This window comes from Stenotrophomonas sp. YJH_SMC_4, assembly GCF_059371575.1.
In genome coordinates this window covers 142,871-162,178 of record NZ_JCAFUR010000002.1, presented here as the reverse complement: position 1 = coordinate 162,178, position 19,308 = coordinate 142,871, and the positions used below count along the sequence as shown (strand labels likewise).

19 protein-coding genes and 1 tRNA gene are annotated in these 19,308 nt (G+C 66.8%); 10 read left to right on the top strand and 10 right to left on the bottom strand.

The window, feature by feature from the left end:
• Positions 1 to 136 precede the first annotated feature (136 nt).
• Positions 137 to 1,165, top strand: a complete 1,029-nt coding sequence (locus tag AC5P9F_RS04265; protein WP_005411170.1) for a hypothetical protein — start codon at positions 137 to 139, stop codon at positions 1,163 to 1,165.
• Positions 1,166 to 1,192: 27 nt separating this feature from the next.
• On the opposite strand, the gene AC5P9F_RS04260 is transcribed toward AC5P9F_RS04265, so the two are convergent.
• A complete protein-coding gene (locus AC5P9F_RS04260) occupies positions 1,193 to 2,086 on the bottom strand; it encodes a DMT family transporter (protein WP_024957912.1) in 894 nt (297 codons plus the stop codon).
• Between the two features lie 64 nt (positions 2,087 to 2,150).
• Between AC5P9F_RS04260 and AC5P9F_RS04255 the strand changes: the two genes are divergently transcribed.
• Positions 2,151 to 2,954, top strand: a complete 804-nt coding sequence (locus tag AC5P9F_RS04255; protein ID WP_088431974.1) for an AraC family transcriptional regulator — start codon at positions 2,151 to 2,153, stop codon at positions 2,952 to 2,954.
• 85 nt (positions 2,955 to 3,039) lie between these two features.
• On the top strand, positions 3,040 to 3,681 hold the full coding sequence (locus tag AC5P9F_RS04250) for a glutathione S-transferase family protein (RefSeq protein ID WP_005411173.1): 642 nt from the start codon (positions 3,040 to 3,042) through the stop codon (positions 3,679 to 3,681).
• A 23-nt stretch (positions 3,682 to 3,704) separates the two neighbouring features.
• On the opposite strand, the gene AC5P9F_RS04245 is transcribed toward AC5P9F_RS04250, so the two are convergent.
• Both AC5P9F_RS04245 and AC5P9F_RS04240 read right to left on the bottom strand, forming a co-directional pair.
• Positions 3,705 to 4,112, bottom strand: a complete 408-nt coding sequence (locus tag AC5P9F_RS04245) for a hypothetical protein (RefSeq protein ID WP_024957909.1) — start codon at positions 4,110 to 4,112, stop codon at positions 3,705 to 3,707.
• A 49-nt stretch (positions 4,113 to 4,161) separates the two neighbouring features.
• A complete protein-coding gene (locus AC5P9F_RS04240) occupies positions 4,162 to 4,581 on the bottom strand; it encodes an H-NS histone family protein (RefSeq protein WP_005414575.1) in 420 nt (139 codons plus the stop codon).
• Between the two features lie 118 nt (positions 4,582 to 4,699).
• Here AC5P9F_RS04240 and AC5P9F_RS04235 point away from each other — a divergent pair, with 118 nt between their 5' ends.
• Positions 4,700 to 5,092, top strand: a complete 393-nt coding sequence (locus tag AC5P9F_RS04235; RefSeq protein ID WP_005411176.1) for a DoxX family protein — start codon at positions 4,700 to 4,702, stop codon at positions 5,090 to 5,092.
• Between the two features lie 18 nt (positions 5,093 to 5,110).
• Here the strand turns inward: AC5P9F_RS04235 and AC5P9F_RS04230 are convergent, their stop codons facing one another.
• From AC5P9F_RS04230 to dtd, 5 genes are all read right to left on the bottom strand, one after another.
• Entirely contained in the window at positions 5,111 to 6,886 is a 1,776-nt protein-coding gene (locus AC5P9F_RS04230; RefSeq protein WP_495231892.1) for a serine hydrolase domain-containing protein, read from the bottom strand.
• Positions 6,887 to 6,947: 61 nt separating this feature from the next.
• On the bottom strand, positions 6,948 to 7,589 hold the full coding sequence (locus AC5P9F_RS04225; protein WP_111188971.1) for a hypothetical protein: 642 nt from the start codon (positions 7,587 to 7,589) through the stop codon (positions 6,948 to 6,950).
• Between the two features lie 90 nt (positions 7,590 to 7,679).
• A tRNA-Ile gene (locus AC5P9F_RS04220) sits at positions 7,680 to 7,755 on the bottom strand.
• Between the two features lie 448 nt (positions 7,756 to 8,203).
• The gene (gene rpoD / locus AC5P9F_RS04215; protein ID WP_005411179.1) at positions 8,204 to 10,057 is read right to left on the bottom strand and encodes an RNA polymerase sigma factor RpoD; all 1,854 of its coding nucleotides are present in this window, start codon (positions 10,055 to 10,057) and stop codon (positions 8,204 to 8,206) included.
• Positions 10,058 to 10,146: 89 nt separating this feature from the next.
• Positions 10,147 to 10,587 carry a D-aminoacyl-tRNA deacylase gene (gene dtd, locus AC5P9F_RS04210; RefSeq protein WP_005411180.1) on the bottom strand — a complete coding sequence of 147 codons (441 nt, stop codon included), beginning with the start codon at positions 10,585 to 10,587 and terminating at the stop codon, positions 10,147 to 10,149.
• A 61-nt stretch (positions 10,588 to 10,648) separates the two neighbouring features.
• Here dtd and AC5P9F_RS04205 point away from each other — a divergent pair, with 61 nt between their 5' ends.
• The 4 genes from AC5P9F_RS04205 (at position 10,649) to AC5P9F_RS04190 (ending at position 14,882) form a co-directional block, all read left to right on the top strand.
• Positions 10,649 to 11,569, top strand: coding sequence for a lauroyl acyltransferase (locus tag AC5P9F_RS04205; RefSeq protein WP_005411181.1), 921 nt, complete (start codon positions 10,649 to 10,651; stop codon positions 11,567 to 11,569).
• A 65-nt stretch (positions 11,570 to 11,634) separates the two neighbouring features.
• Complete coding sequence (gene ribA, locus AC5P9F_RS04200) at positions 11,635 to 12,771, top strand: GTP cyclohydrolase II RibA (RefSeq protein ID WP_033834003.1); 1,137 nt, start codon at positions 11,635 to 11,637, stop codon at positions 12,769 to 12,771.
• A gap of 75 nt (positions 12,772 to 12,846) precedes the next feature.
• Positions 12,847 to 13,347 carry a PH domain-containing protein gene (locus AC5P9F_RS04195; RefSeq protein ID WP_005411183.1) on the top strand — a complete coding sequence of 167 codons (501 nt, stop codon included), beginning with the start codon at positions 12,847 to 12,849 and terminating at the stop codon, positions 13,345 to 13,347.
• On the top strand, positions 13,344 to 14,882 hold the full coding sequence (locus AC5P9F_RS04190) for a PH domain-containing protein (RefSeq protein ID WP_165711080.1): 1,539 nt from the start codon (positions 13,344 to 13,346) through the stop codon (positions 14,880 to 14,882). The genes AC5P9F_RS04195 and AC5P9F_RS04190 overlap by 4 nt, the downstream gene beginning before the upstream one ends.
• Before the next feature lie 114 nt (positions 14,883 to 14,996).
• Here AC5P9F_RS04190 and AC5P9F_RS04185 read toward each other — a convergent pair whose 3' ends face one another.
• Positions 14,997 to 16,055 carry a CDP-glycerol glycerophosphotransferase family protein gene (locus AC5P9F_RS04185; protein ID WP_088431972.1) on the bottom strand — a complete coding sequence of 353 codons (1,059 nt, stop codon included), beginning with the start codon at positions 16,053 to 16,055 and terminating at the stop codon, positions 14,997 to 14,999.
• Here AC5P9F_RS04185 and AC5P9F_RS04180 point away from each other — a divergent pair.
• Together AC5P9F_RS04180 and AC5P9F_RS04175 are read left to right on the top strand one after the other, a co-directional pair.
• Positions 16,054 to 16,872, top strand: a complete 819-nt coding sequence (locus AC5P9F_RS04180; RefSeq protein WP_005414597.1) for a glycosyltransferase family 2 protein — start codon at positions 16,054 to 16,056, stop codon at positions 16,870 to 16,872. The genes AC5P9F_RS04185 and AC5P9F_RS04180 overlap by 2 nt on opposite strands.
• 43 nt (positions 16,873 to 16,915) lie before the next feature.
• Positions 16,916 to 18,037 carry a glycosyltransferase family 4 protein gene (locus AC5P9F_RS04175; RefSeq protein ID WP_133050275.1) on the top strand — a complete coding sequence of 374 codons (1,122 nt, stop codon included), beginning with the start codon at positions 16,916 to 16,918 and terminating at the stop codon, positions 18,035 to 18,037.
• Here AC5P9F_RS04175 and AC5P9F_RS04170 read toward each other — a convergent pair.
• Positions 18,010 to 19,284 carry an O-antigen ligase family protein gene (locus tag AC5P9F_RS04170; protein WP_199801545.1) on the bottom strand — a complete coding sequence of 425 codons (1,275 nt, stop codon included), beginning with the start codon at positions 19,282 to 19,284 and terminating at the stop codon, positions 18,010 to 18,012. The two genes, AC5P9F_RS04175 and AC5P9F_RS04170, sit on opposite strands and share 28 nt — an antisense overlap.
• Between the last annotated feature and the right edge of the window lie 24 nt (positions 19,285 to 19,308).

Below are 19,308 nucleotides of genomic sequence, written 5' to 3'. Positions count from 1 at the left end.
GGCAGCAGATGGAGCAGGCAAGCGAGGATCGCCCGCGCGGCATCCACCTCGCCCGACCTCTCCGGATTCACCACTGAATGCGATGGACCACCCCCTCCCCGCTGCGGGGATGAGGCTGGTCCAAGGGAAGCAAGCGATGACAACGGCAGTACACAGTGGCTTGACCGATCTGGTCATGGATGCGCAGCGCTACCTGCGCCGGATCCTGCCCGGCCTGGCCTCGGTGGTCGGCCCCGTGGCTGCGGCCCGCTTCATCCCGCAGACCATGGCCTCGCGCTATCACATCGCCGAGCTGACCCTCTATGGTGAAACGCCGGCGATGCTGGCAGTTCCACGCGTCCCGGGCGAATCCAGCAGCCGCGTCATCCAGGATGTGAAAGTGCTGCGCTCAGCGGCAAAGGCCATGGTGCTGTATGTCTCGCCGTACCTCACCCCCACCCAGCGCAGGTTCCTGGTCGAGAACCATATCGACTTCGTGGTACCGCACAACCAGCTGTACGCCCCCAGCCTGGCGATCGAGTTCCGCGATGCGCCCGACCACGAGAAGAAAGCGATTTCGCTGCTGCCTTCGGCGCAGGCCGTGCTCATCCACGTACTCCTGTCCGGCCAGGTACGCTGGTGGTCGCCGCGTGAGGTCAGCCGTGCTGCCGGATACACCTCGATGACCGCGTCGAGGCTCTCCGCTGAACTGGTCGGTCGCGGACTGGCCGAACGCTCCACCGGCGGACGCGAACGCTTCCTGAGACTCGCCGGCAGCCGCGGCGAGGTCTGGGCGAGAGCGCAGCCGTTCCTGCGCTCCCCCGTGCTGAAGGAAGTGGAGGTCTGCTGGGAACAGGTCGCCGACGTTCTGGCCCGACATGCTCAATCCGCCCCCCAGGCAGGGACGGAAGCAATGCTTGCGGTGCCGTCGAAAGACCACGGCATCACGCGCGCCCTGTACATCGATGCCTGGCGGAAGCTGGGGGCACTGCCTGCAGCCGGCCGCGACTGCACGCGCAGCGGAACGTTGCAGATATGGTCGTATCCGCCTGCCTTCACCGGTAGCGGTGACCGCGTGGACCCGCTGTCGCTGTACCTGAGCCTGCAGGGCAAGCGCGGCTACGACGCCGACGCGCTGGAGCAGGAGGTGGAGCAGGCGCTGTGCGGGACGACACGCCACGGCTGAGGTCCGCGCGGGTCCGGCCCGACCGCGTCAGGACGCTTCGCCCCCACTCGCCATCGTCGCGCGCTTCGCTGCGTACTCGGCGAAGACCACACCGGATACCGCCAGCACGCCCCCTGCCAGTACCCAGCCACTGAGCGATTCACCCAGCAGCAGCACGGCCAGTGCGGCGGTCACGATCGGCACCAGGTTGAAGAAGCCGGAGACACGCGCTGCGCCCAACCGTGACAATCCGGTCATCCAGGTCAGTGGGGCCAGGATCGACGCGCATACTGCCGCAAACCCGATGCAGCCGACCGCGGTGAGATTGTTCACCCCGGTACCGACCAGCAGCTGCGCCGGCAACAGGATCAGCGACGCGGCGGTGGCCTGCAGGAACAACGATTCCAGCACCGTCAGCGGGATCTTCCAGCGCTGCATCAGCACGTTGTAGGCGGCAAAGGCCAACGCACCGATCAGCATGATCGCATCACCGCGGTTCACGCCCTGAGCGGCCAATCGTGCCAGGTCGCCCTGCGAGACCACCGCCACCACCCCGACAGTGGAAATCACCGCACCGGCAATGGAGGTACCGCGCACCGGATGGCCCATGAACACGCGTGACAACGCCAATGCGAGCAGTGGAATCAATGCCTGGATCACGCCCATGTTGGTGGCCGAGGTGAAGTGCGCCGCATAGTACGCAAGGCACTGGTACATCACCCCGCCCAGGCACCCCAGCAGCAGGAAGCGGCCAAGGTTGGCACGCACGGTCTGCAGGTTGTTGCGCAGCCGCGGCAGCGCGAAGGGCAGCAGGACAATGGCCGCCACCAGCCAGCGGAAGAAACCAATATCGATGGGACCGACCGCGCCCGAGGCCAGCTTGGTCACGATGGTATTCGCGCCCCACAGCAGGCAGGCAAGGATTGGGAAGAGGTAGTTCAAGAGCGTGGGTGTACGTGGGGGAATGGCCAGCGTACGCTTGGCGCATATCGAGGACATCCTGAAAATGCGTCACTCCGACCCCGGGTTGCGGCAACCGATGGAGCCCATCCCCACCTTCCGCCAGCTGCCCGGTCCGGTCTACTTCCGGCAGGGTGCGATGGAGCCCACCGACTGGGGCACGCACAGCCATCCTTGGGGCCAGTTCAACTTCGTCGCACAAGGGGTGATGGAGATGAAGATCGACGGCGAGTGGATGGTGTCCCCACCCCATTACGCGATCTGGATCCCACCGGGAATGCCCCACTATTCGCGCAACCGGTCGCGGTTGGCCTATCGCTCGGCCTACCTGTCGCCGGCGTTGTCACGCCGCCTGCCCGAGCGTTGCAGTGCGCTGGAAGTCAGCCCATTGCTGCGCGAGCTGCTGCACGAGCTGGCGCGACAGGGCGTGACCGATCCGCGGACGCCGGCCCAGCGGCGCATGGCCGCCGTGGTGATCGACCAGATCCTCAATGCCGCAGTGCTGCCCAGCTTCCTGCCGATCGCCAGCAGCGATGCCCTGAAACAGGTGATGGCGTACATCGAGAAGCACCTGTCCGCAGCCGAGTCGGTCGCCGATATCGCGCAGCGGCACCACATGAGCGTACGCAAGCTGGAACGCATGGCACGCAGTGAGCTGGGCATGTCACTCGGTGACTGGCGCGGTCGGGTGAAGTTCGTGCGTGCCACCGAAGCGCTGTGCACACGCCGGCCGATCAGCCGGATTGCCGAGGAGCTGGGCTACTCCGGCGTCAGCGCCTTCGCAGAGATGTTCAAGCGGCACGCACAGTGCACGCCGGACCAGTACCGGAAACTGCATCAGGCGGGGTGAAGAGCGCATCGAGGGATGTCGATTTCCGTCCTCGTCGTTCGTCGGAACAGAAGAGACAGGCCTTCCCGCCTGCAGGAGCGCCGCGATGTCCCCCATCCTCACCGCCTTTGCCACCTCCCCCGACCGCGGCCAGGGCCTGGCCCGTGACATGCGCGTGCGCTGGGCGCTGGAGGAACTGGGCGTGCCCTATGACGTGCAGCTGCTGACCTTCGCCGAAATGAAGCAACCTGCCCACCTGGCGCGGAATCCCTTCGGACAGATTCCCACCTGGCAGGAGGGCGACCAGGTCCTGTTCGAATCCGGCGCGATCGTCCTGCACCTGGCCGAACAGCATGCCGGCCTGCTGCCCGTCGGTCCGGATGCACGCATGCGCGCAGTCATGTGGGTGTTCGCCGCGTTGAATACGGTGGAGCCACCCATCGTCGAGCGCTCGATGGCCTGGGTGCTGGAGCGCGAACAGCCCTGGTATGCACAGCGATTGGTGATGCTGGACGAGCGCGTGCGGATGCGTCTCTCACAACTGTCCGCGTGGTTGGGCGCGGCAGCGTGGCTGGACGGCGGGTTCAGCGTGGGCGATCTGATGATGGTCTCGGTACTGCTGCGCCTGAAGAGCAGCGGCCTGCTCGACGAGTACCCGCTGCTGGTAGCCTATGTGGCACGGGCGACGCAGCGTCCCGCCTATCAGCGCGCGTTTGCTGCGCAGTTGGCGGTATTCCAGAACGGGTAGTTCCACGCCATGGGGGGAAACACTCAGCGCAAGCTGCGCCGGCAGGCGGCCTGCACCAGCATCAGCTGCGCTACCAGGATCAGCATCGCGCAGCCTGACAGCAGCCACGGGTCGATGTACCACTGCGCGTTGAAACTGAAATCGCCGGCGGAAATGCGCTTCCAGCCATTGAAGTGCTGCATCGCTGCAACCACGAACGCGAAGCCGCCCGCTGTGTACGACAACCAGGGCACGATGAGGCTCCCCGGCCGCGCGAACAATGTCAGCACCCCCAGCACACCGATGACAGTGCGTTGTACGCGGCAGTATGGGCAGACATAGGCCATCCCGCTCCATTCCACCGCCCAGGCCAACAGGCTGACCAGCACGGCCACGCCTGCGGCTGTGTACAGGACTTTCGGCGTGATCGTCATGCCACCCTCGTGTGCCATCCGGTGCTCCTTGGTTGAAAGACCCGGGCAGGGTAGCAGTGCTGCAGCCTCATCCCTTCTTGATGACAGTCCGCTTGCCGATGGTGCTGGTCTTGCCAGCGGTCGGCCTGGCCAAGCCAGGAATCAGGAAATCGGTGGCCTTGTGGCCCATCGACACCTTGGACGCCAACCAGCGCGGCATGCGCCCGCGACCGGTCCAGGTCAGGCGCTTGTATTCCGGGTCGCGATACTTGGGCGCGACTTTGCCGGATTTACGGCGGGTGGGTTTGCGGGCGGGCGCAGGTGTTTCCGAAGCTTCGCCACCGAAGAGTTCTTCGAGGGTGTAGCCGGCTTCGGCCGCAGCAGCCTTCAACATCCGCCGCACCGCGCTGGCCGGACGGCGGCTGGAAATGAGCTGTTTCCGCTGTTCAGCCGCAACCACCAAGGCGCCCAGCTCCCGAAGGCTGAGCGATTCAATATCGATCGTCATGATGGAAAGGTGTCCTGCGGCCGGCCAGCTGTCAAGCCGCCTTGCCCGGTACGTAGACACGGGCTTCACTGCCGGTGGGCTCCGATCGCCTTCGGCAGCCATCTCCGAGGACTTCGACGTGAGCAACTCATCGCATTCGCTCGCCTACCTGCTTGCGCGCATCCTGCTGATGGCACTGTTCCTGGTGTCCGGCATCGGCAAGCTCGGCGACCTCAGCGGTACCCAGGGCTACATGGAAGCGATGGGGGTACCCGGCATCCTGCTGTGGCCTACCATCGCCTTTGAGATCGGCAGCGGCCTGTGCATCCTGCTGGGCTTCCAGACCCGGCTGGTATCGATCGTGCTGGCAGGCTTCAGCCTGGTCACCGCCTTCATCTTCCACCACAACGTTGGCGACCCCACCCAGCAGATCATGTTCCTGAAGAACCTGGGGCTGGCCGGTGGCTTCCTGCTGCTGGCCTGCACCGGGGCGGGGCGCTACAGCATCGATGGGCGTGGGCGGCGCGGATGAGCACGCGGCATGCCGCCGTCATCCCTGGCCCACGGGCTGGACGCGCTGCAGACGCAGGTTGCGCCATGTCGGCTGGGAGCTGCGGAAATCCACCGCTTCGCCATCGCTGGTGAACAGCAGGCCTGGCTCCACTTCAGTGACCAGGCGGATGCCATCGATGTACAGCCAGCCCTGTCGCTGCTCCAGCACAACGGACATCGACGGTTTTCCCCATTGGTCGATGCGATAGCGCCCCAGCCAGGGTTGCCAATGGGGCGCGTGCGGCCCGGTGGACCCATCGATGGGATCGTTCTGGTCCAGGCTATCCTCGCCGTTCGTACATTCCAGGTGCGCCGGCAGCCTCTCCGTCGCCGCATGGTGACGGTACGTCGCAACCTCTCCATCGGTGTCCGCGGTGAACAGTCGGTCGCTGTCGATGGCCGCAAACCGTCTGCCCACAGCTTGCGCCCCACGATGCAGTTGCAGTTCACCGCTTCCGGCAACCACGATCTTCGCCTTGCCGCTGCGCCCTATCCAGTCTCCCGCCATCCGCTGCATCTGGTCCTGGTTCAACCTGATCGGCGCCAGGGACGATAGCGGCACACGCGGCTGACGGGGCCCGAAACGCGCCGACAGCAGCTGATCGATCAGACGCTCGCCGATGCCGTACCCCGCGGACGTCGCGCGGTTGAACATCGCGGCAAATCCAGCGTTGGCCTGCCTGCAGTAGGTGAACACGCACCCGAATCCGAAGCCTCCGCCGCGATGGTGAAGCAGCCGCACCGGCGTACTGCCGTAGAGGCGTTCGCTGCGCATTACACCGAGCCCGTAGTCACCGCCCAGGCCGAAACCATGCATCTGGTCCCAGAGACGGGGCTCAAGCAGTTGCTGCGCACCGGATCGGCCGCCACCGAGCAGGAAGCCAAGATACTTCGCCATGTCGGCGGCACTGGTCCAGACGCCTCCCGACACCACCAGCGGTGTCACTGGCGGCACCTGCGCATAGCCCTCCTGGGTTCCCAGTGCCCGACCCTTGCTTGCCAGGTAGACCGACGCATCGGCCGTACTGTCGTGCATTCCCAGCGGCTCGAAGATCCGGCGTTGCAGCCATGCCGGATAGCCAATGCCCGCAACCTGCTCAAGGACATGACCGGCAAGGTCGAAGCCCAGGTTGGAATAGCGATAGCGCGTACCCACCGGAAAGCGCAGCCATGTCTGCGAGATGCTGCGGACGTGCGCATCAAAGCCCGGTGACGCCGGTTCGTAATTGTTGCCCAGCGGCGCCTCGTGCGTGAATCCCGCGCGGTTGGCAAGCAGCAGGCGCAGGGTGATGCGCTCCTGCGGGGAATGCTCGAAGCGACTGCGCACGGTGAACGACGGCAGATAGCGGGTAATGGGCGCATCCAGATCAAGAATGCCGTCCTGCACGGCCAACAGCACCGCCACCGCCGCGAAATTCTTCGAGGTGGACTGGATGCTGAACATCGTGCTGGCGTCTACTGCTGCACTACCGTGACCCGACGCGTACCCGAAGCCCTCGAGCCAGCGCACCTGCCCGCCTTCGACCAGGCAGACGGCAGCGGCACCGATGCCGCTGCCTTGCATGGCGGAGCGGATCACGCTGCGCTCCGCTTCGATCAGGTTCCCGGTGGTGACGGTGGGCTGCGCCGCCGTGGCAACACCGGTGGGCATGAGCGTGGCCGCCGGAACAGCCGCGACATTGGCCAGGAAGGCGCGACGACTGAGCGTACCAGGCATCAGAACACTCCACTTCGGGATGCCGCCATCTTCCCGCCAGCAGAAATGGCGGGGCATGTGTCATTCGGCACAGAGTGCGGTGATCGACGGTGCTGCGCCTTCGCCGGCCGAGCAGGCCTCAGCCCGGAGGGTCCGGCAAGCGGATTCCCTGCGCCGAAACAAAGGCGCGGGACTCGCTCCAATAGGCCTGTGGCGGTTCCCGCAACTCTGGTCGCGCCCAGTAATCGTCGCCATGCAATACGCTCATCACATGACGCCAGCCATCACGCGGATCATGAACCTGAAATCGACCGCGATGATGGCGCGGATGATATGCGTAGTGGCCGAGCGCCTCCTGGCGCGCTTCATCCGGCGAACGACCTGTCTGATGGACCAGCGTCCATGCACGCATGTGGCGCGCATGCGCGAGCGCGCCAAGGTACTCGTCCTCATCCAGCAGTGGGACCCGCTCACTGCGGGCCAGGCACAGTGCGTCCGATTCGGCTTCATAGTCCAGCGATGGCTGCGCCAGTTCCGGGCGCCGGTGCCAATAACCTTCCCCTTCCACCTGCAGCATCGCCCAATGCCAGGGCTCGTCGTGGAAGATCAGCGCGTGCTCGTAATCGCGGCCGGGGCTCTGGTCGGGATAGCGTTGGCGTGCCTGTTCAAGTGCCAGCGCCTCGGGCACCTGTCCATAGTGGACCAGGCACCAGGCAAACAGGTGCCGGCTGTCTTCGATTTCGTTGGTGAAGTCTTCCACCGGCGTATCGGTGCTGGCCATGGTCGATCCCTGTGTGCGGATCAGATGGTACCGACGCTGCAGGTCGCGCTGGGGAGCGATGAGACCTGCGACCGGTCAGGCGAGGTCGGTTGGTGGGCCCACCAGGATTCGAACCTGGAACCAAGGGATTATGAGTCCCCTGCTCTAACCGTTGAGCTATAGGCCCGGCGCAGCCTCACAGTGTAGTGGAGGCCGCGCTCGATCGGCTACCCGGCAGCAGCAAGAGCCTCAGCCACATGCCCCAACCGCTTCTCCGCCACTTCCGCAAACCACACCTGCCGCCGCAGGTGCGCGTGGAACAGCGCCACAGTCCTCCTGGTCTCTTCCAGCCCCTTCTGGTTGTCCGCCGCCGAAGCCAGCAAATAATCCAGCACCAGACTGCGTCAGCAACGCCAGCGTCGCTCTTCGGGCGAATCCCAGTGAATCCTCGCGCTCGTCGCGCATCACATCTTCCCAATCCAATAGCGGCGCAAACGCGCAGCCGTTGAGAAGACCTGCTGGATACGTCATCGCAAACAGCAGCTGGCACGGCTCTACAGAAAGCACACACACCCCAAAAAGAAAAACCCCGCACCAGGCGGGGTTTCTCTCAACGCTTCAACAGCCGCTGGAAATCAATCGATATCCAGGAAGCTGCGCAGCTGCTCCGAGCGGCTCGGGTGACGCAGCTTGCGCAGGGCCTTCGCTTCGATCTGGCGGATGCGCTCGCGGGTCACGTCGAACTGCTTGCCGACCTCTTCCAGCGTGTGGTCGGTGTTCATGTCGATGCCGAAGCGCATGCGCAGCACCTTGGCTTCCCTCGGGGTGAGGCCGGCCAGCACGTCGCGCACGGTTTCAGACAGATTGATGTTGGTGGTGTTCTCGATCGGGGACTCCACGTTGGTGTCCTCGATGAAGTCGCCCAGATGGGAATCCTCGTCGTCGCCGATCGGGGTTTCCATCGAGATCGGCTCCTTGGCGATCTTCATCACCTTGCGGATCTTGTCTTCCGGCATGTCCATTTCCTTGGCCAGCTCCTCCGGCGTAGCCTCGCGGCCGTACTGCTGGAGCATCTGGCGGGAAATGCGGTTCAACTTGTTGATCGTCTCGATCATGTGCACCGGAATACGGATGGTGCGTGCCTGGTCGGCGATCGAGCGGGTGATCGCCTGGCGGATCCACCAGGTGGCGTAGGTCGAGAACTTGTAACCGCGGCGGTACTCGAACTTGTCCACGGCCTTCATCAGGCCGATGTTGCCTTCCTGGATCAGGTCGAGGAACTGCAGGCCACGGTTGGTGTACTTCTTGGCGATGGAGATGACCAGGCGCAGGTTGGCCTCGACCATTTCCTTCTTGGCCTTGCGCGCCTTGGCTTCACCGTAGGCCATGGCACGGCTGATTTCCTTCAGCTCTTCCAGGTCCAGCTGGGTCAGCGTCTCGATGTCGATCGTCGCCTGCTGTTCGGCAATGATCTGGTCCTTCACTTCGCGCAGCGCCGAGGACCACTTCTGCTTGCGCTTCAGCGCGTCTTCCACCCACTCCAGGTTGGTCTGGTTGCCTTCCCAGGAACGGATGAAGTCCTTGCGCGGCATGCGGGCGGTAACGGTCGCCAGGTTCAGCACGCGGCGCTCATGGGCCTTGATCGATGCCATGGTGTCGCGCAGCTGCTTGGTCAGCACGTCGGTCAGCGGCAGCGGCAGCTTCAGGGTGACGAACACCGCCGACATTTCTTCGCGCAGGCGCGGCAGGTTCTTCTTGTCGCCCTTGGTCGCGGCCTTCTTGAAGGCGTTGAAGGCATCGCTCAGCGCCTGCATGCGCGCGGCGACTTCCTCCGGATCCGGACCGGTCGGTGCGGCTTCTTCATCGCCACCGTCGACATCGTCGTCCTCGTCCTCGTCGCCTTCGGCGTCCGCATCGGCGCTGTCATCGGCAGCGACCGCCGGCGGCGCCGGCTCTTCGTCGACCAGGTCGTTGAAGCCGACGATCACTTCGGCCAGGCGCTTCTTGCCTTCCTTGTGGGCTTCGTAGTCGTTCAGCAGCGACTCGACCGAAACCGGGAACTGGCCCAGGGCCGCCTGGACCTGCGAAAGGCCTTCCTCGATGCGCTTGGCGATGGCGATTTCGCCTTCGCGGGTCAGCAGCTCGACGGTGCCCATTTCGCGCATGTACATGCGCACCGGGTCGGTGGTACGGCCACCTTCGGTGTCGAGCGCGCTCAGCGCGGCGGCAGCTTCTTCAGCCGCGGTGTCATCGACTTCGCGGTTGCCGGTGTTGCCATCGTTGAGAAGCAGGGTTTCCACATCCGGCGCAACTTCATGGACATCGATGCCCATGCCGTTGATCATGCCGATGATGTCTTCGATCTGTTCCGGGTCGACCATGTCGTCCGGCAGATGGTCATTGACTTCGGCGTAGGTCAGGTAGCCCTGTTCCAGGCCCTTGCTGATCAGTTGCTTGATTTCGGATTGGGCAGGACGTTCGTTGGCCATGTAGTGCTCGCGCCACCGGCAGGGAGAAATAGGGAACGTAGCATTATACCAGCCCGGGGCCCTGCCTGCCGGGCGGTGGTCCCGCAGGCTCAGGGCCGGAGAAGGAAGGTCACGGGACCGTCATTGACCAGGCTGACGACCATATGGGCACCAAATCGGCCCGTTTCCACCCCTGGCGCGTGATTTTCACGACAGATCTCAACAAAACGGTTGAACCCGCGTTCAGCCTCTTCCGGCGGCGCGGCCGTGGTGAAGCTCGGCCGCATGCCCGAACGGGTGTCGGCGGCCAGGGTGAACTGGCTGACCAGCAGCAGGCCGCCGCCGGTATCGCGCAGCGAGCGGTTCATCTTCCCGGCCTCGTCGGCGAATACCCGGTAGCCCAGCAGGCGCTCGGCCATCCGCCGCAACTGGGCCTCGGTATCGCCCGGCTCCATGCCGACCAGGGCCAACAGGCCAGGGCCGATCTGCCCCACGGCCTCATCGTCGACATGGACGGCGGCCTGGCTGACACGCTGGATCAGGACGAGCATCGTGGGCTTCCAATGAACAGGGCCGGCCACGATAGCAGCGCCCTTGGCTAAACTGGCGCCGATGAATCCGCAACGCAAAGCCCGGCTGGTCTACCGCGCCACCACCCTGTTCGCCCGCCTGCCCTGGCCGCTGCTGCGGGCGTTCGCGCGCGCCCTGGCGTGGGCGTGGATCGCCCTCAATGCCCGTGAGAGCCGCGTCACCCGGCGCAACCTGGAACTGGCCTACCCGGAACTGGATGGCGCCGCGCGCGACCGCCTGCACCGTGATCTGCTGCGCTCCACCGCGCTGCAGGCCATCGAAACCCTGCGGCTGTGGAGCCAGGCGCCGGCCGACAACCTGCGCCTGCACCTGAAGCAGCGCCATGGCGAGGCCCTGTACGACGCCGCCCTGGCCAGCGGCAAGGGCGTGATCGTGGCCGCGCCACACTTCGGCAACTGGGAGCTGCTGAACCAGTGGCTGGCCTCGCGCGGGCAGATCGCCATCGTCTACAAGCCGCCGGAGGACGAGGCCAGCGATGCCTTCCTGCAGCTGGTGCGCGGCGGCCAGAACGTACAGCAAGTGCGCGCCGAAGGCCCGGCCGTGCGCCAGCTGTTCAAGGTGCTCAAGGACGGCGGCGCCACCGGCATCCTGCCCGACCAGCAGCCCAAGGCCGGCGACGGCGTGTTCGTGCCGTTCTTCGGCGTGCAGGCGCTGACCATGACCCTGGTCAACCGGCTGGCCGAACGCACGGGTGCCACCGTGCTCTATGGCTGGTGCGAACGCATCGGGCCGGACATGGAGTTCGCGCTGCACATCGAGCCGACCGACCCGGCCGTGGCCGATCCGGACCCGCTGGTGGCGGCCACCGCCCTCAACGCCGGCATCGAACGCATCGCCCGCCGCGACCCGGCGCAGTACCAGTGGACCTACAAGCGCTATACGCTGCGGCCACCGGGCAGTAGCGAGGAAGACCCGTACGCAACTGAGGAACACCCCCACTGACGGCCGCCTGCGACCACTGGCCGCACCACGTTGAATACGACGCCGGCGCCCCCATAGAGACTGCGATGTCCGCCTCCCCCGGTCCTGCCATGCCTGCTGCTTCTTCCCTGTTCGGCGATCCGGCCGCGATCCGCTGCGAACGCGCGGTGGCCGAACTGCGCGCCGGTCGCCCGGTGCTGCTCCACGATGGCCAGGGCCAGCGCCTGGCGGTGATCGCGCTGGACAGCGCCACGACCAGCAGCTTCGCCGCCTTCGCCGCTGCCGCCCGCGAGCGCCATTACCTGTTCCTGACCGCCACCCGCGCCCGCGTGCTCGGCGTGGAGGCACCACAGGGCGCGCGCCTGCCGCTGAGCGGCGTGGCCTTCGAGGCCCTGCCCTCGCTGGGCTACCTGCGCGAACCCGGGCCGATGCCCGAAAGCTGGAGCGCCGGCGACGCCTTCGATGCCGGCGCGGTGGAGCTTGCCCGCCTGGGTCTGCTGCTGCCAGCGATGGTCGCGGTGCGCCTGGACGTCGATGACCACACTTTCGACGGTGCGGCCGAGGTGGCCCTGTGCGACCTGGCCGAAGGCGCAGCACATGCGGCCCACGACTACGAACTGGTGGCGCGTTCGCCGGTTCCGCTGCGCGACGTCGGCATGACCACCTTTGCAGTCTTCCGCGGCGGCGTGGCGCAGCGCGACCAGGTCGCGATCATCGTCGGCGAGCCGGACCTGTCGGCAGTGGTGCCGGTACGCGTGCATTCTTCGTGCCTGACCGGCGATCTGTTCGGTTCACTCAAGTGCGACTGCGGCGACCAGCTGCGGCGTGGCCTGCGCAAGCTGAAGGACCTGGGTGGTGGCGTGCTGCTGTACCTGGACCAGGAGGGCCGCGGCACCGGCATCGCCGCCAAGATGCGCGCCTATGGCTACCAGCACGACGGCCTGGATACCATCGACGCCGATGCGCAGCTGGGCTTCGGTGCCGACGAGCGGCGCTACGGCAGCGCGGTGGCGATGCTGCGTGGCCTGGGCATTTCGCGCGTGGCGCTGCTCAGCAACAACCCGACCAAGGCACAGCGCCTGCGCAATGCCGGCATCGAAGTGCTGGACTGCATTCCGGTCACCGGCGAGATCACTGCCGAGAACGAGAACTACCTGCGCACCAAGGCCGACCGTGCCGGCCACCTGCTGGATGTCGATGCGTTGATCCAGGCTGCCCAGTAACGCAGCCGACCTGCTACCGTCTGCGCGGTGCGGCCACGGCCGCTACCGCCCGCCCTGCTGCCTGACGGAGCCCGCGTGACCGACGCCACGATTCCTGCACCACCCGCCACCGACTGGCAGTCACTGCCGCAACGCGCAGCCCGCCTGGCCGCACTGGAAGGTGCCTTTGGCGGCCTGTTCGTCCCGGGCCTGCCACTGGCGGCGGCGGCGTGGTTCTTCGATCTGCCCGGTGGCCTGTGGACCGCTGCAGCCGGGCTGCTGATGGGTGTGGCTTTTGGTGCGTGGCTGGGCCGTCGACGCCTGGTCCGCACCCGTTGGCGGCTGGACGCACAGGGCCTGGGCCTGCGCCGCGACCTCATGTGGCAGCTGGAGACGCGCATCCCGCTTTCGCGAGTGCAGCATCTCGATCTGCGCCGGGGCCCGCTGGAGCGCCGTGCCGGCCTGGCCACGCTGATCGTGCACACCGCCGGCACCCGCATGAGCGCGGTGACCGTGAGCGGCCTGGACGAGGCGGATGCCGAGCGCCTGCGCGACACCCTGTCCCACCAGCTCGACCAGGACGCCGACGCCCTGTGAGCCTGCCGCCGCCCCTGCCTGCACCGCCGCCCGCCGGTACCGAGGACCACCGCCTGCACCCGTGGTCGTGGCTGTTCGTGCTGCTGATGCAGCTGCGCCACTACTTCCTGCCACTGGTCGCGCTGCTGGTGTTCGGCCAGCGCGGCGACCGCGATCCGATGTGGGCGCAGCTGATTCCGCTGACGGCAATTGCCGCCCTGGTCCTGGTGTCGGTGCTGCAGTACCTCAGCTACCGCTACCGCATCGGCAGCGATGCGATCACCGTGCGCAGTGGCCTGTTGGCGCGCAACCGCCGCGAGATCCCGTTCGCCCGCATCCACAACGTGGAAGTGCGACAGAACCCGCTGCACCGCCTGTTCGGCGTGGCCGAGCTGCGCCTGGAATCGGCCGGCGGTGTGCGCCCTGAAGCGGAGATGCGGGTGCTGAAGCTGGACCAGGCACTGGCGCTGGAACGGCTGGTCCGCCAGCGCGGGCAGGCGCCGCAGGCCAACGACGCCGTCGATGCACCGCCCATTGCCGACGTCGACAGCGAACGCGTACTGCTGCGACTGTCCAGCTGGGACGTGGTGCGCATGGGACTGCTCTCCAACCGCGGCTGGGCACTGGCAGTCGCCGCGTTCGGCGTCCTGTTCCAGACAGTGCCGCGGCCGGTGATGGACGATGCCATCCAGCGCGGCGGCCGCGAGGCCTTCGGCTATGCCAGCCACCTGCATCCCGGCGTGACCGGCGCGTTGCTGCTAGCGGCGGCGGCCCTGCTGCTGGGATGGCTGGCGCTGCGCGTGCTGTCAGTGGTGCTGACCCTGTTGCGTTACCACGGCTTCACCCTCGTCGAGCAGGACCGCCGCCTGACGGTGTCGGCCGGGATGCTCAGCCGCACCCGCAGCAGCGTGGCACGTCGCCGCATCCAGGCCTGGACGCTGCGCGAAGGCACCCTGCAGCGCTGGTTCGGGCTGCGCCAGCTGCGCATCGACAGTGCCGCCGGTGGCCCTTCGCGTGATGAGGACCGCGCCCTGCGCGAACTGGCGCCGCTGGCAACCCGCGAGCATTGCACGCAATTGGTGCAGCACCTGCTCCCCCAGCTGCACTGGCCACCGGCGCAATGGCAGTCCATCCCGCAACGTGGCTGGTGGCGGCTGTGCCTGGGCGCGCTGCTGCTGGTGCCGCTGCTGGCCGCCGCCGCGTACTGGCGCTGGGGCCCATGGGGCCTGGTCGTGCTGGCCTGGCTGCCGGTCGCGTTGTTGGTCGCACACCGGCAGATGGCACGCATGGGCTGGTATCTGGACGAGCACTATGTGGCCGTGCGCGGCGGCTGGTGGAAACGCTGGTGGCGCTGGGCCGAGCTGGACAAGGTGCAGGGCCTGCGCCTGCAGCGTTCACCGCTGGACAAGGTGCTGGGCACCAGCAGCCTGCAACTGGACACCGCCGGTGCGCATGGCGACGTGGCACTCACCCTGCACCATCTGCCGCAGGCACAGGCACAGCAGGCGATGGATCAACTGGCGGCCACGCTGGCGCGGCGCAAACTGCGCTGGTGATGCGGGGTCGGATCCCGGCCTGAATCAGGTCGTGCCGGCCGCTGGCCGGCAACTGCACATCCCCCGGTTTGCCGGCCAGCGGCCGGCACGACCGAAAGCAGGGTCAGCGAGGCATCATCGCTGCGAGGGGCCCCAATAGCCCAGGTCCCTTCGGATCTGCAGATCGCGCACCCAGCTGCCGAGAGGCTTGCGGCGCAGCGCACCCATTTCACCGGACAGGAAATCCTCGGTGGCCGCGATTACCCGCTCGCTGGACAGGCCGTCGCGGTACGGATGGATGGCATCGGCGTAACGCACGATTTCCGCCTGCAGCGCGGCATCCGGATGCAGCGCGCGCTGCAGCATCGCCGGCAGCTGTGCCGGGTCGTCGAAATCAATCATGTGCGGCTTCGGCACGCGGTTGCGGAAGGTCACCACCGGCTTGTGCTGGACGATGAACTCCGAAACGATCGACGAGGTGTCCGACACCAGCACATCGGCGGCGCGCTGCGCGGCCATCACCTGCTCCGGCTCGATGAAGCGGGCATTGGCACCGGCCAGCGCGCGGTAGCGCTCGAACAGTTCCGGCGGACATTTGGGATGCAGGGTCAGCAGCCAGTAACGTCCACCGGCAGCGATATCGGCGGCGATCTGCGCATGCAGGTGCGGTGCCGCACTCAGCCGCTCGGTGAAGGTGGAACCAAACAGGATCACCGGGCGATCGCCGGCCGGCGCGCGCAGTGCGGCGCTCTCGCCACCGTCATCGCGGAACAGCGGGTCCAGCTTCGGCCAGCCGGTCTCGGCCACCGCGAAATGGCCCTGCTGGGCCGCGATCTCGCGGAACGGTGTGGTGGTGGCCGGCCCCTGCGTGCAGTACAGGTCGAACATGCCGCGCACCCGGAAGTGGCCGCGCGCGCTGTCGCGCTTTTCCACGTTGAAGCCATGGAACAGCTGCACCTTGGCCCCCGAAAGGAAGGTCGGCACCCAATTGGCCGCGCTGAACACCGCCCGCGGGCGCATTGCCAGTGCCTGCTTCAGGCCGACGTTGGCCACCCCCGGCAGGCTGCTGCCGGCCGCGCCGCCTTCTAACCAGGCCGCAACCTCCTGCCCGGACGCGTGCAACGCCTGCGCCAACGGGGCGAGAATAGGCAGCGCATAGCGCTCCGTCGCAAACAACAGGTACCCGGCCATCATGTCCTCCACGACCGCTCCCATCGAACGGCCTCGCATCTCGGCGTGCATTATCGCGTTCAACGAGGCCGGGCGCATCGGCGACTGCCTGGCCTCGCTGGCCTTCTGCGATGAGATCGTGGTGGTGGACTCGCAGTCCACCGATGCGACCGTGGCCATCGCCGAGGCTGCCGGTGCCCGCGTGCTGCAGCGTCGGTTCGAGGGCTTCCGCAGCCAGAAGGCGTTCTGCGTCGAGCAGGCCAGCCACGACTGGGTACTGTGCCTGGATGCCGACGAGCGCATCAGCCCCGAGCTGCGTGCGGCCATCGAACAGGCCCGTGACGGCGGCTTCGCCGGCCACGCCGGCTACCGCTTCGCCCGCCTGTCTGAGTACTTTGGCAGGTTCCTGCGCCACGGCAATGCCTACCCGGACCGGGTGATGCGCCTGTTCGACCGCCGCCAGGGCGGCTGGCGCGGCAAGCGCGAGATCCACGAGGCGGCCAGCGTCGACGGCAGCGTCGGCACCCTGCGCGGCGATCTCATCCACTATCCCTATCGATCGTTGCAGCAGCAGCTGGCCAAGACCGAGAAGTATGCGCGGATGATGGCCGAGCACGAGTTCGCGCGTGGCAAGCGCGCCACGCTGGGCAAGCTGGTGCTGGCGCCGGCCTGGCGGTTCTGGCGTGGCTTCCTGTTCCGCGGCGGCTTCCGCGACGGCTGGCACGGCCTGGTCTATGCCTATGTGCGCGCCAACTACGTACGGCAGAAGACCATCATGCTCTGGATGCTGGGCAACGGCCAGGCGGTGGCCGATCCTCCAGCCCCTGTGGAACGGCCCTGAGCCGGCTGTGTCACACTTGCCGCGCGTTGCCTGAAGATCCCCCATGAAAATCCTGTACACCAACTTCCACTATGGCGACGGTGGCGGCCACACCACGTACATCGTGTCCCTGGCGCGCGCCCTGCATGGCCAGCACACGCTCCATGTCGCAGCCCCCGCCGACAGCCGCCTGCTGCGCACGGTGGCCGAGGAAGGAATCGCCACCCCGCTGCCGATGGCCTTTGGCAGCGGCCTGCCGACCTTGCCACGACAACTGGCCGAACAGCATGCGCTGCGCCTGCTGGTGCGGGACGAGGGCATCGACCTGGTCCACGTCAACGGTGCTCGTGATCACCGCTTCGTGATGCAGGGACTGCTCGGCATGCGCCGCCCGCCGATCATCCTGACCAAGCACAACAGCAAGCCCACCCGTACGCTTGGCAATGCCTTCAGGGCCCGCTGGGCCACCGACCGCGTGATTGCGGTTTCGGCACACACCGGGCGCCTGCTGGAGCAGGGCCCGTACCGGCGCTGCCCGATCGATGTGGTCCGCAACGGCGTCGACCTGGACCGCTTCGCGCCGCTGCCGGTCGACGCCGGCCAGGCAATGCGGCAGCAATGGACGCAGGATCCGGATGCGCTGCTGCTGGTCAGCAACGCCGGCACCGATGACTACAAGGGCTGGATCGACCTTGCGCAGGCCATTGCCCTGCTCCCCGACGCGATCCGGCCGCACGTACACATGGCGGTCGCAGGTCACCTGCCCAACGCGCAGCAACGCGCGCAGGTGCAGGCCCTCGGCGATGTCGCCGCGCAGGTCCACTTCACCGGACTGCTGGCCGATACGCGCCCACTGATCGCCGCCGGCGATGTCGGCTTCGTGCTGTCCAACGACATCGAGACAATTTCCTTCGCCTGCCGCGAAATGATGGCCAGCGCCAGGCCGATGCTGGTCAGCGACTACGCGGGGCTGCCGGAAAACATCGAGCAGGGAGTCGACGGCTGGGTCGTGCCCACCCGCAACGTGGCCGCCATCGCCGCACAGGTGCAGGCGATGTATGAACAACGCCAGGCGCTGACGGCGATGGGCATGGCCGCCCGCCGCCATGCAGAGCGTGAGTTCGGCCTGCAGACCTTCGCCGGGGCGACCCTGGCCAGCTACGAAGCGGTGCTGGCCTCAGCCTGATCTGACCGGCGCGGCTCGGACAGGGCCAGCAGCAGGGCAACCCAGGCGGCATAGAACGAGGCGGTCCGCATGTCACGCAGCATCATTTCGGTAACCCCGAAGACGGCGAATGCCACGCAGATGCTCAACCCTGCCGCGGCATGCAACCGCGACCGTTCGTCGCCACGCCACAGGCGTGGCACGAACACCAGCGCCGGGGCCACGTACACCAGTACCAGGCCAAGTCCCCCCAGCACGCCGTAGGTGGCCAGGAAATACAGCAGGTCGTTGTGGGTCTCGCCGAAATCACGCGCGACCATCGCCGACACCTTTCCCTGTCCGGCAAGTCGTTCCAGTTCCTGGCGGAAGCGGTCGCCACCACCGACACCGAACACCGGCTGCTCGCGGATCATGTAGCCAGCCGCGGTCCACAACTGAAGGCGGATGCAGACCGAGGTATCTGCCAGGTGGTCGGCACTGCAATCGCCATACTCGCTCACGCCCGCATCGATGCGATCGCGCAACGCACCATCATGGGTGGCGACGATGCCGACGCCGGCCGCGAGTACCAGGCCCAGCAGGATCTTCATCCGGCCAAGCCGGCGCCCCATCACCAGCAGGCCGATCAGCAGGAAGCAGGGAATCGCCAGCAGGCCACCGCGGGTCTGCGTCCACAGGAATGCGACCAGGCCAAGGATGCCGGTCAGCAGCTTCAGCGTGGCTTCGATGCGGGTGAAACGGGTTACCGGCAGGCCCAGCGACATCAGGCTCAGCACACCGAACAACAGGGTCAGGTCGCCGTAGGTCACCGCATTGAACTGCTGGGTGGCAGGCCGCACGCCGGTCTCCAGCGCCAACCAGCCAATGATGGCTGCTGCCGACCACACCGCAGGCAGGGTGCCCAGCATCGCCCGCGCAAGGATCCTGCGCGGCACCCGCAGCGCGGCGAACAGGATCAGCAGCATCGACAACAGGCGTGCGGCCTTTTCGACCTCCGATCCCTTCCAGATGCCATGCACGCCCAGGCTGATCAGCACGCCGACCAGCATCACGCCCATGCCGATGCCCATCCATGCATAGCGCCGGGCGGAACCGGGCAGCAGGCGCGGAGCGGCCGAGGGCACCAGCAGCAGGACGATCGACAGCAGGATCGCCAGGTAGAACCCCGCGCTGCCGCCCTCCATGGTGATCATCAGCAGCGTCGGCAACGCCCCCAGCACCACGGCGTAGGCGCCGGCCAGGAAGCCCGTCGTGCGGGAAGTAGGCAAGGAAAGCGGGGTCACGTGGTGCGG

What these genes read in the sequence shown, in the direction of transcription:
- AC5P9F_RS04265 (WP_005411170.1), top strand. Translation starts at nt 137, where the DNA reads ATGACAACGGCAGTACACAGTGGCTTGACCGATCTGGTCATGGATGCG.
- AC5P9F_RS04255 (WP_088431974.1), top strand. Translation starts at nt 2,151, where the DNA reads ATGCGTCACTCCGACCCCGGGTTGCGGCAACCGATGGAGCCCATCCCC.
- AC5P9F_RS04250 (WP_005411173.1), top strand. Translation starts at nt 3,040, where the DNA reads ATGTCCCCCATCCTCACCGCCTTTGCCACCTCCCCCGACCGCGGCCAG.
- AC5P9F_RS04245 (WP_024957909.1), bottom strand. Translation starts at nt 4,112, where the DNA reads ATGGCACACGAGGGTGGCATGACGATCACGCCGAAAGTCCTGTACACA.
- AC5P9F_RS04240 (WP_005414575.1), bottom strand. Translation starts at nt 4,581, where the DNA reads ATGACGATCGATATTGAATCGCTCAGCCTTCGGGAGCTGGGCGCCTTG.
- AC5P9F_RS04230 (WP_495231892.1), bottom strand. Translation starts at nt 6,886, where the DNA reads ATGCCCCGCCATTTCTGCTGGCGGGAAGATGGCGGCATCCCGAAGTGG.
- AC5P9F_RS04225 (WP_111188971.1), bottom strand. Translation starts at nt 7,589, where the DNA reads ATGGCCAGCACCGATACGCCGGTGGAAGACTTCACCAACGAAATCGAA.
- rpoD (WP_005411179.1), bottom strand. Translation starts at nt 10,057, where the DNA reads ATGGCCAACGAACGTCCTGCCCAATCCGAAATCAAGCAACTGATCAGC.
- dtd (WP_005411180.1), bottom strand. Translation starts at nt 10,587, where the DNA reads ATGCTCGTCCTGATCCAGCGTGTCAGCCAGGCCGCCGTCCATGTCGAC.
- AC5P9F_RS04205 (WP_005411181.1), top strand. Translation starts at nt 10,649, where the DNA reads ATGAATCCGCAACGCAAAGCCCGGCTGGTCTACCGCGCCACCACCCTG.
- ribA (WP_033834003.1), top strand. Translation starts at nt 11,635, where the DNA reads ATGTCCGCCTCCCCCGGTCCTGCCATGCCTGCTGCTTCTTCCCTGTTC.
- AC5P9F_RS04180 (WP_005414597.1), top strand. Translation starts at nt 16,054, where the DNA reads ATGTCCTCCACGACCGCTCCCATCGAACGGCCTCGCATCTCGGCGTGC.
- AC5P9F_RS04185 (WP_088431972.1), bottom strand. Translation starts at nt 16,055, where the DNA reads ATGATGGCCGGGTACCTGTTGTTTGCGACGGAGCGCTATGCGCTGCCT.
- AC5P9F_RS04175 (WP_133050275.1), top strand. Translation starts at nt 16,916, where the DNA reads ATGAAAATCCTGTACACCAACTTCCACTATGGCGACGGTGGCGGCCAC.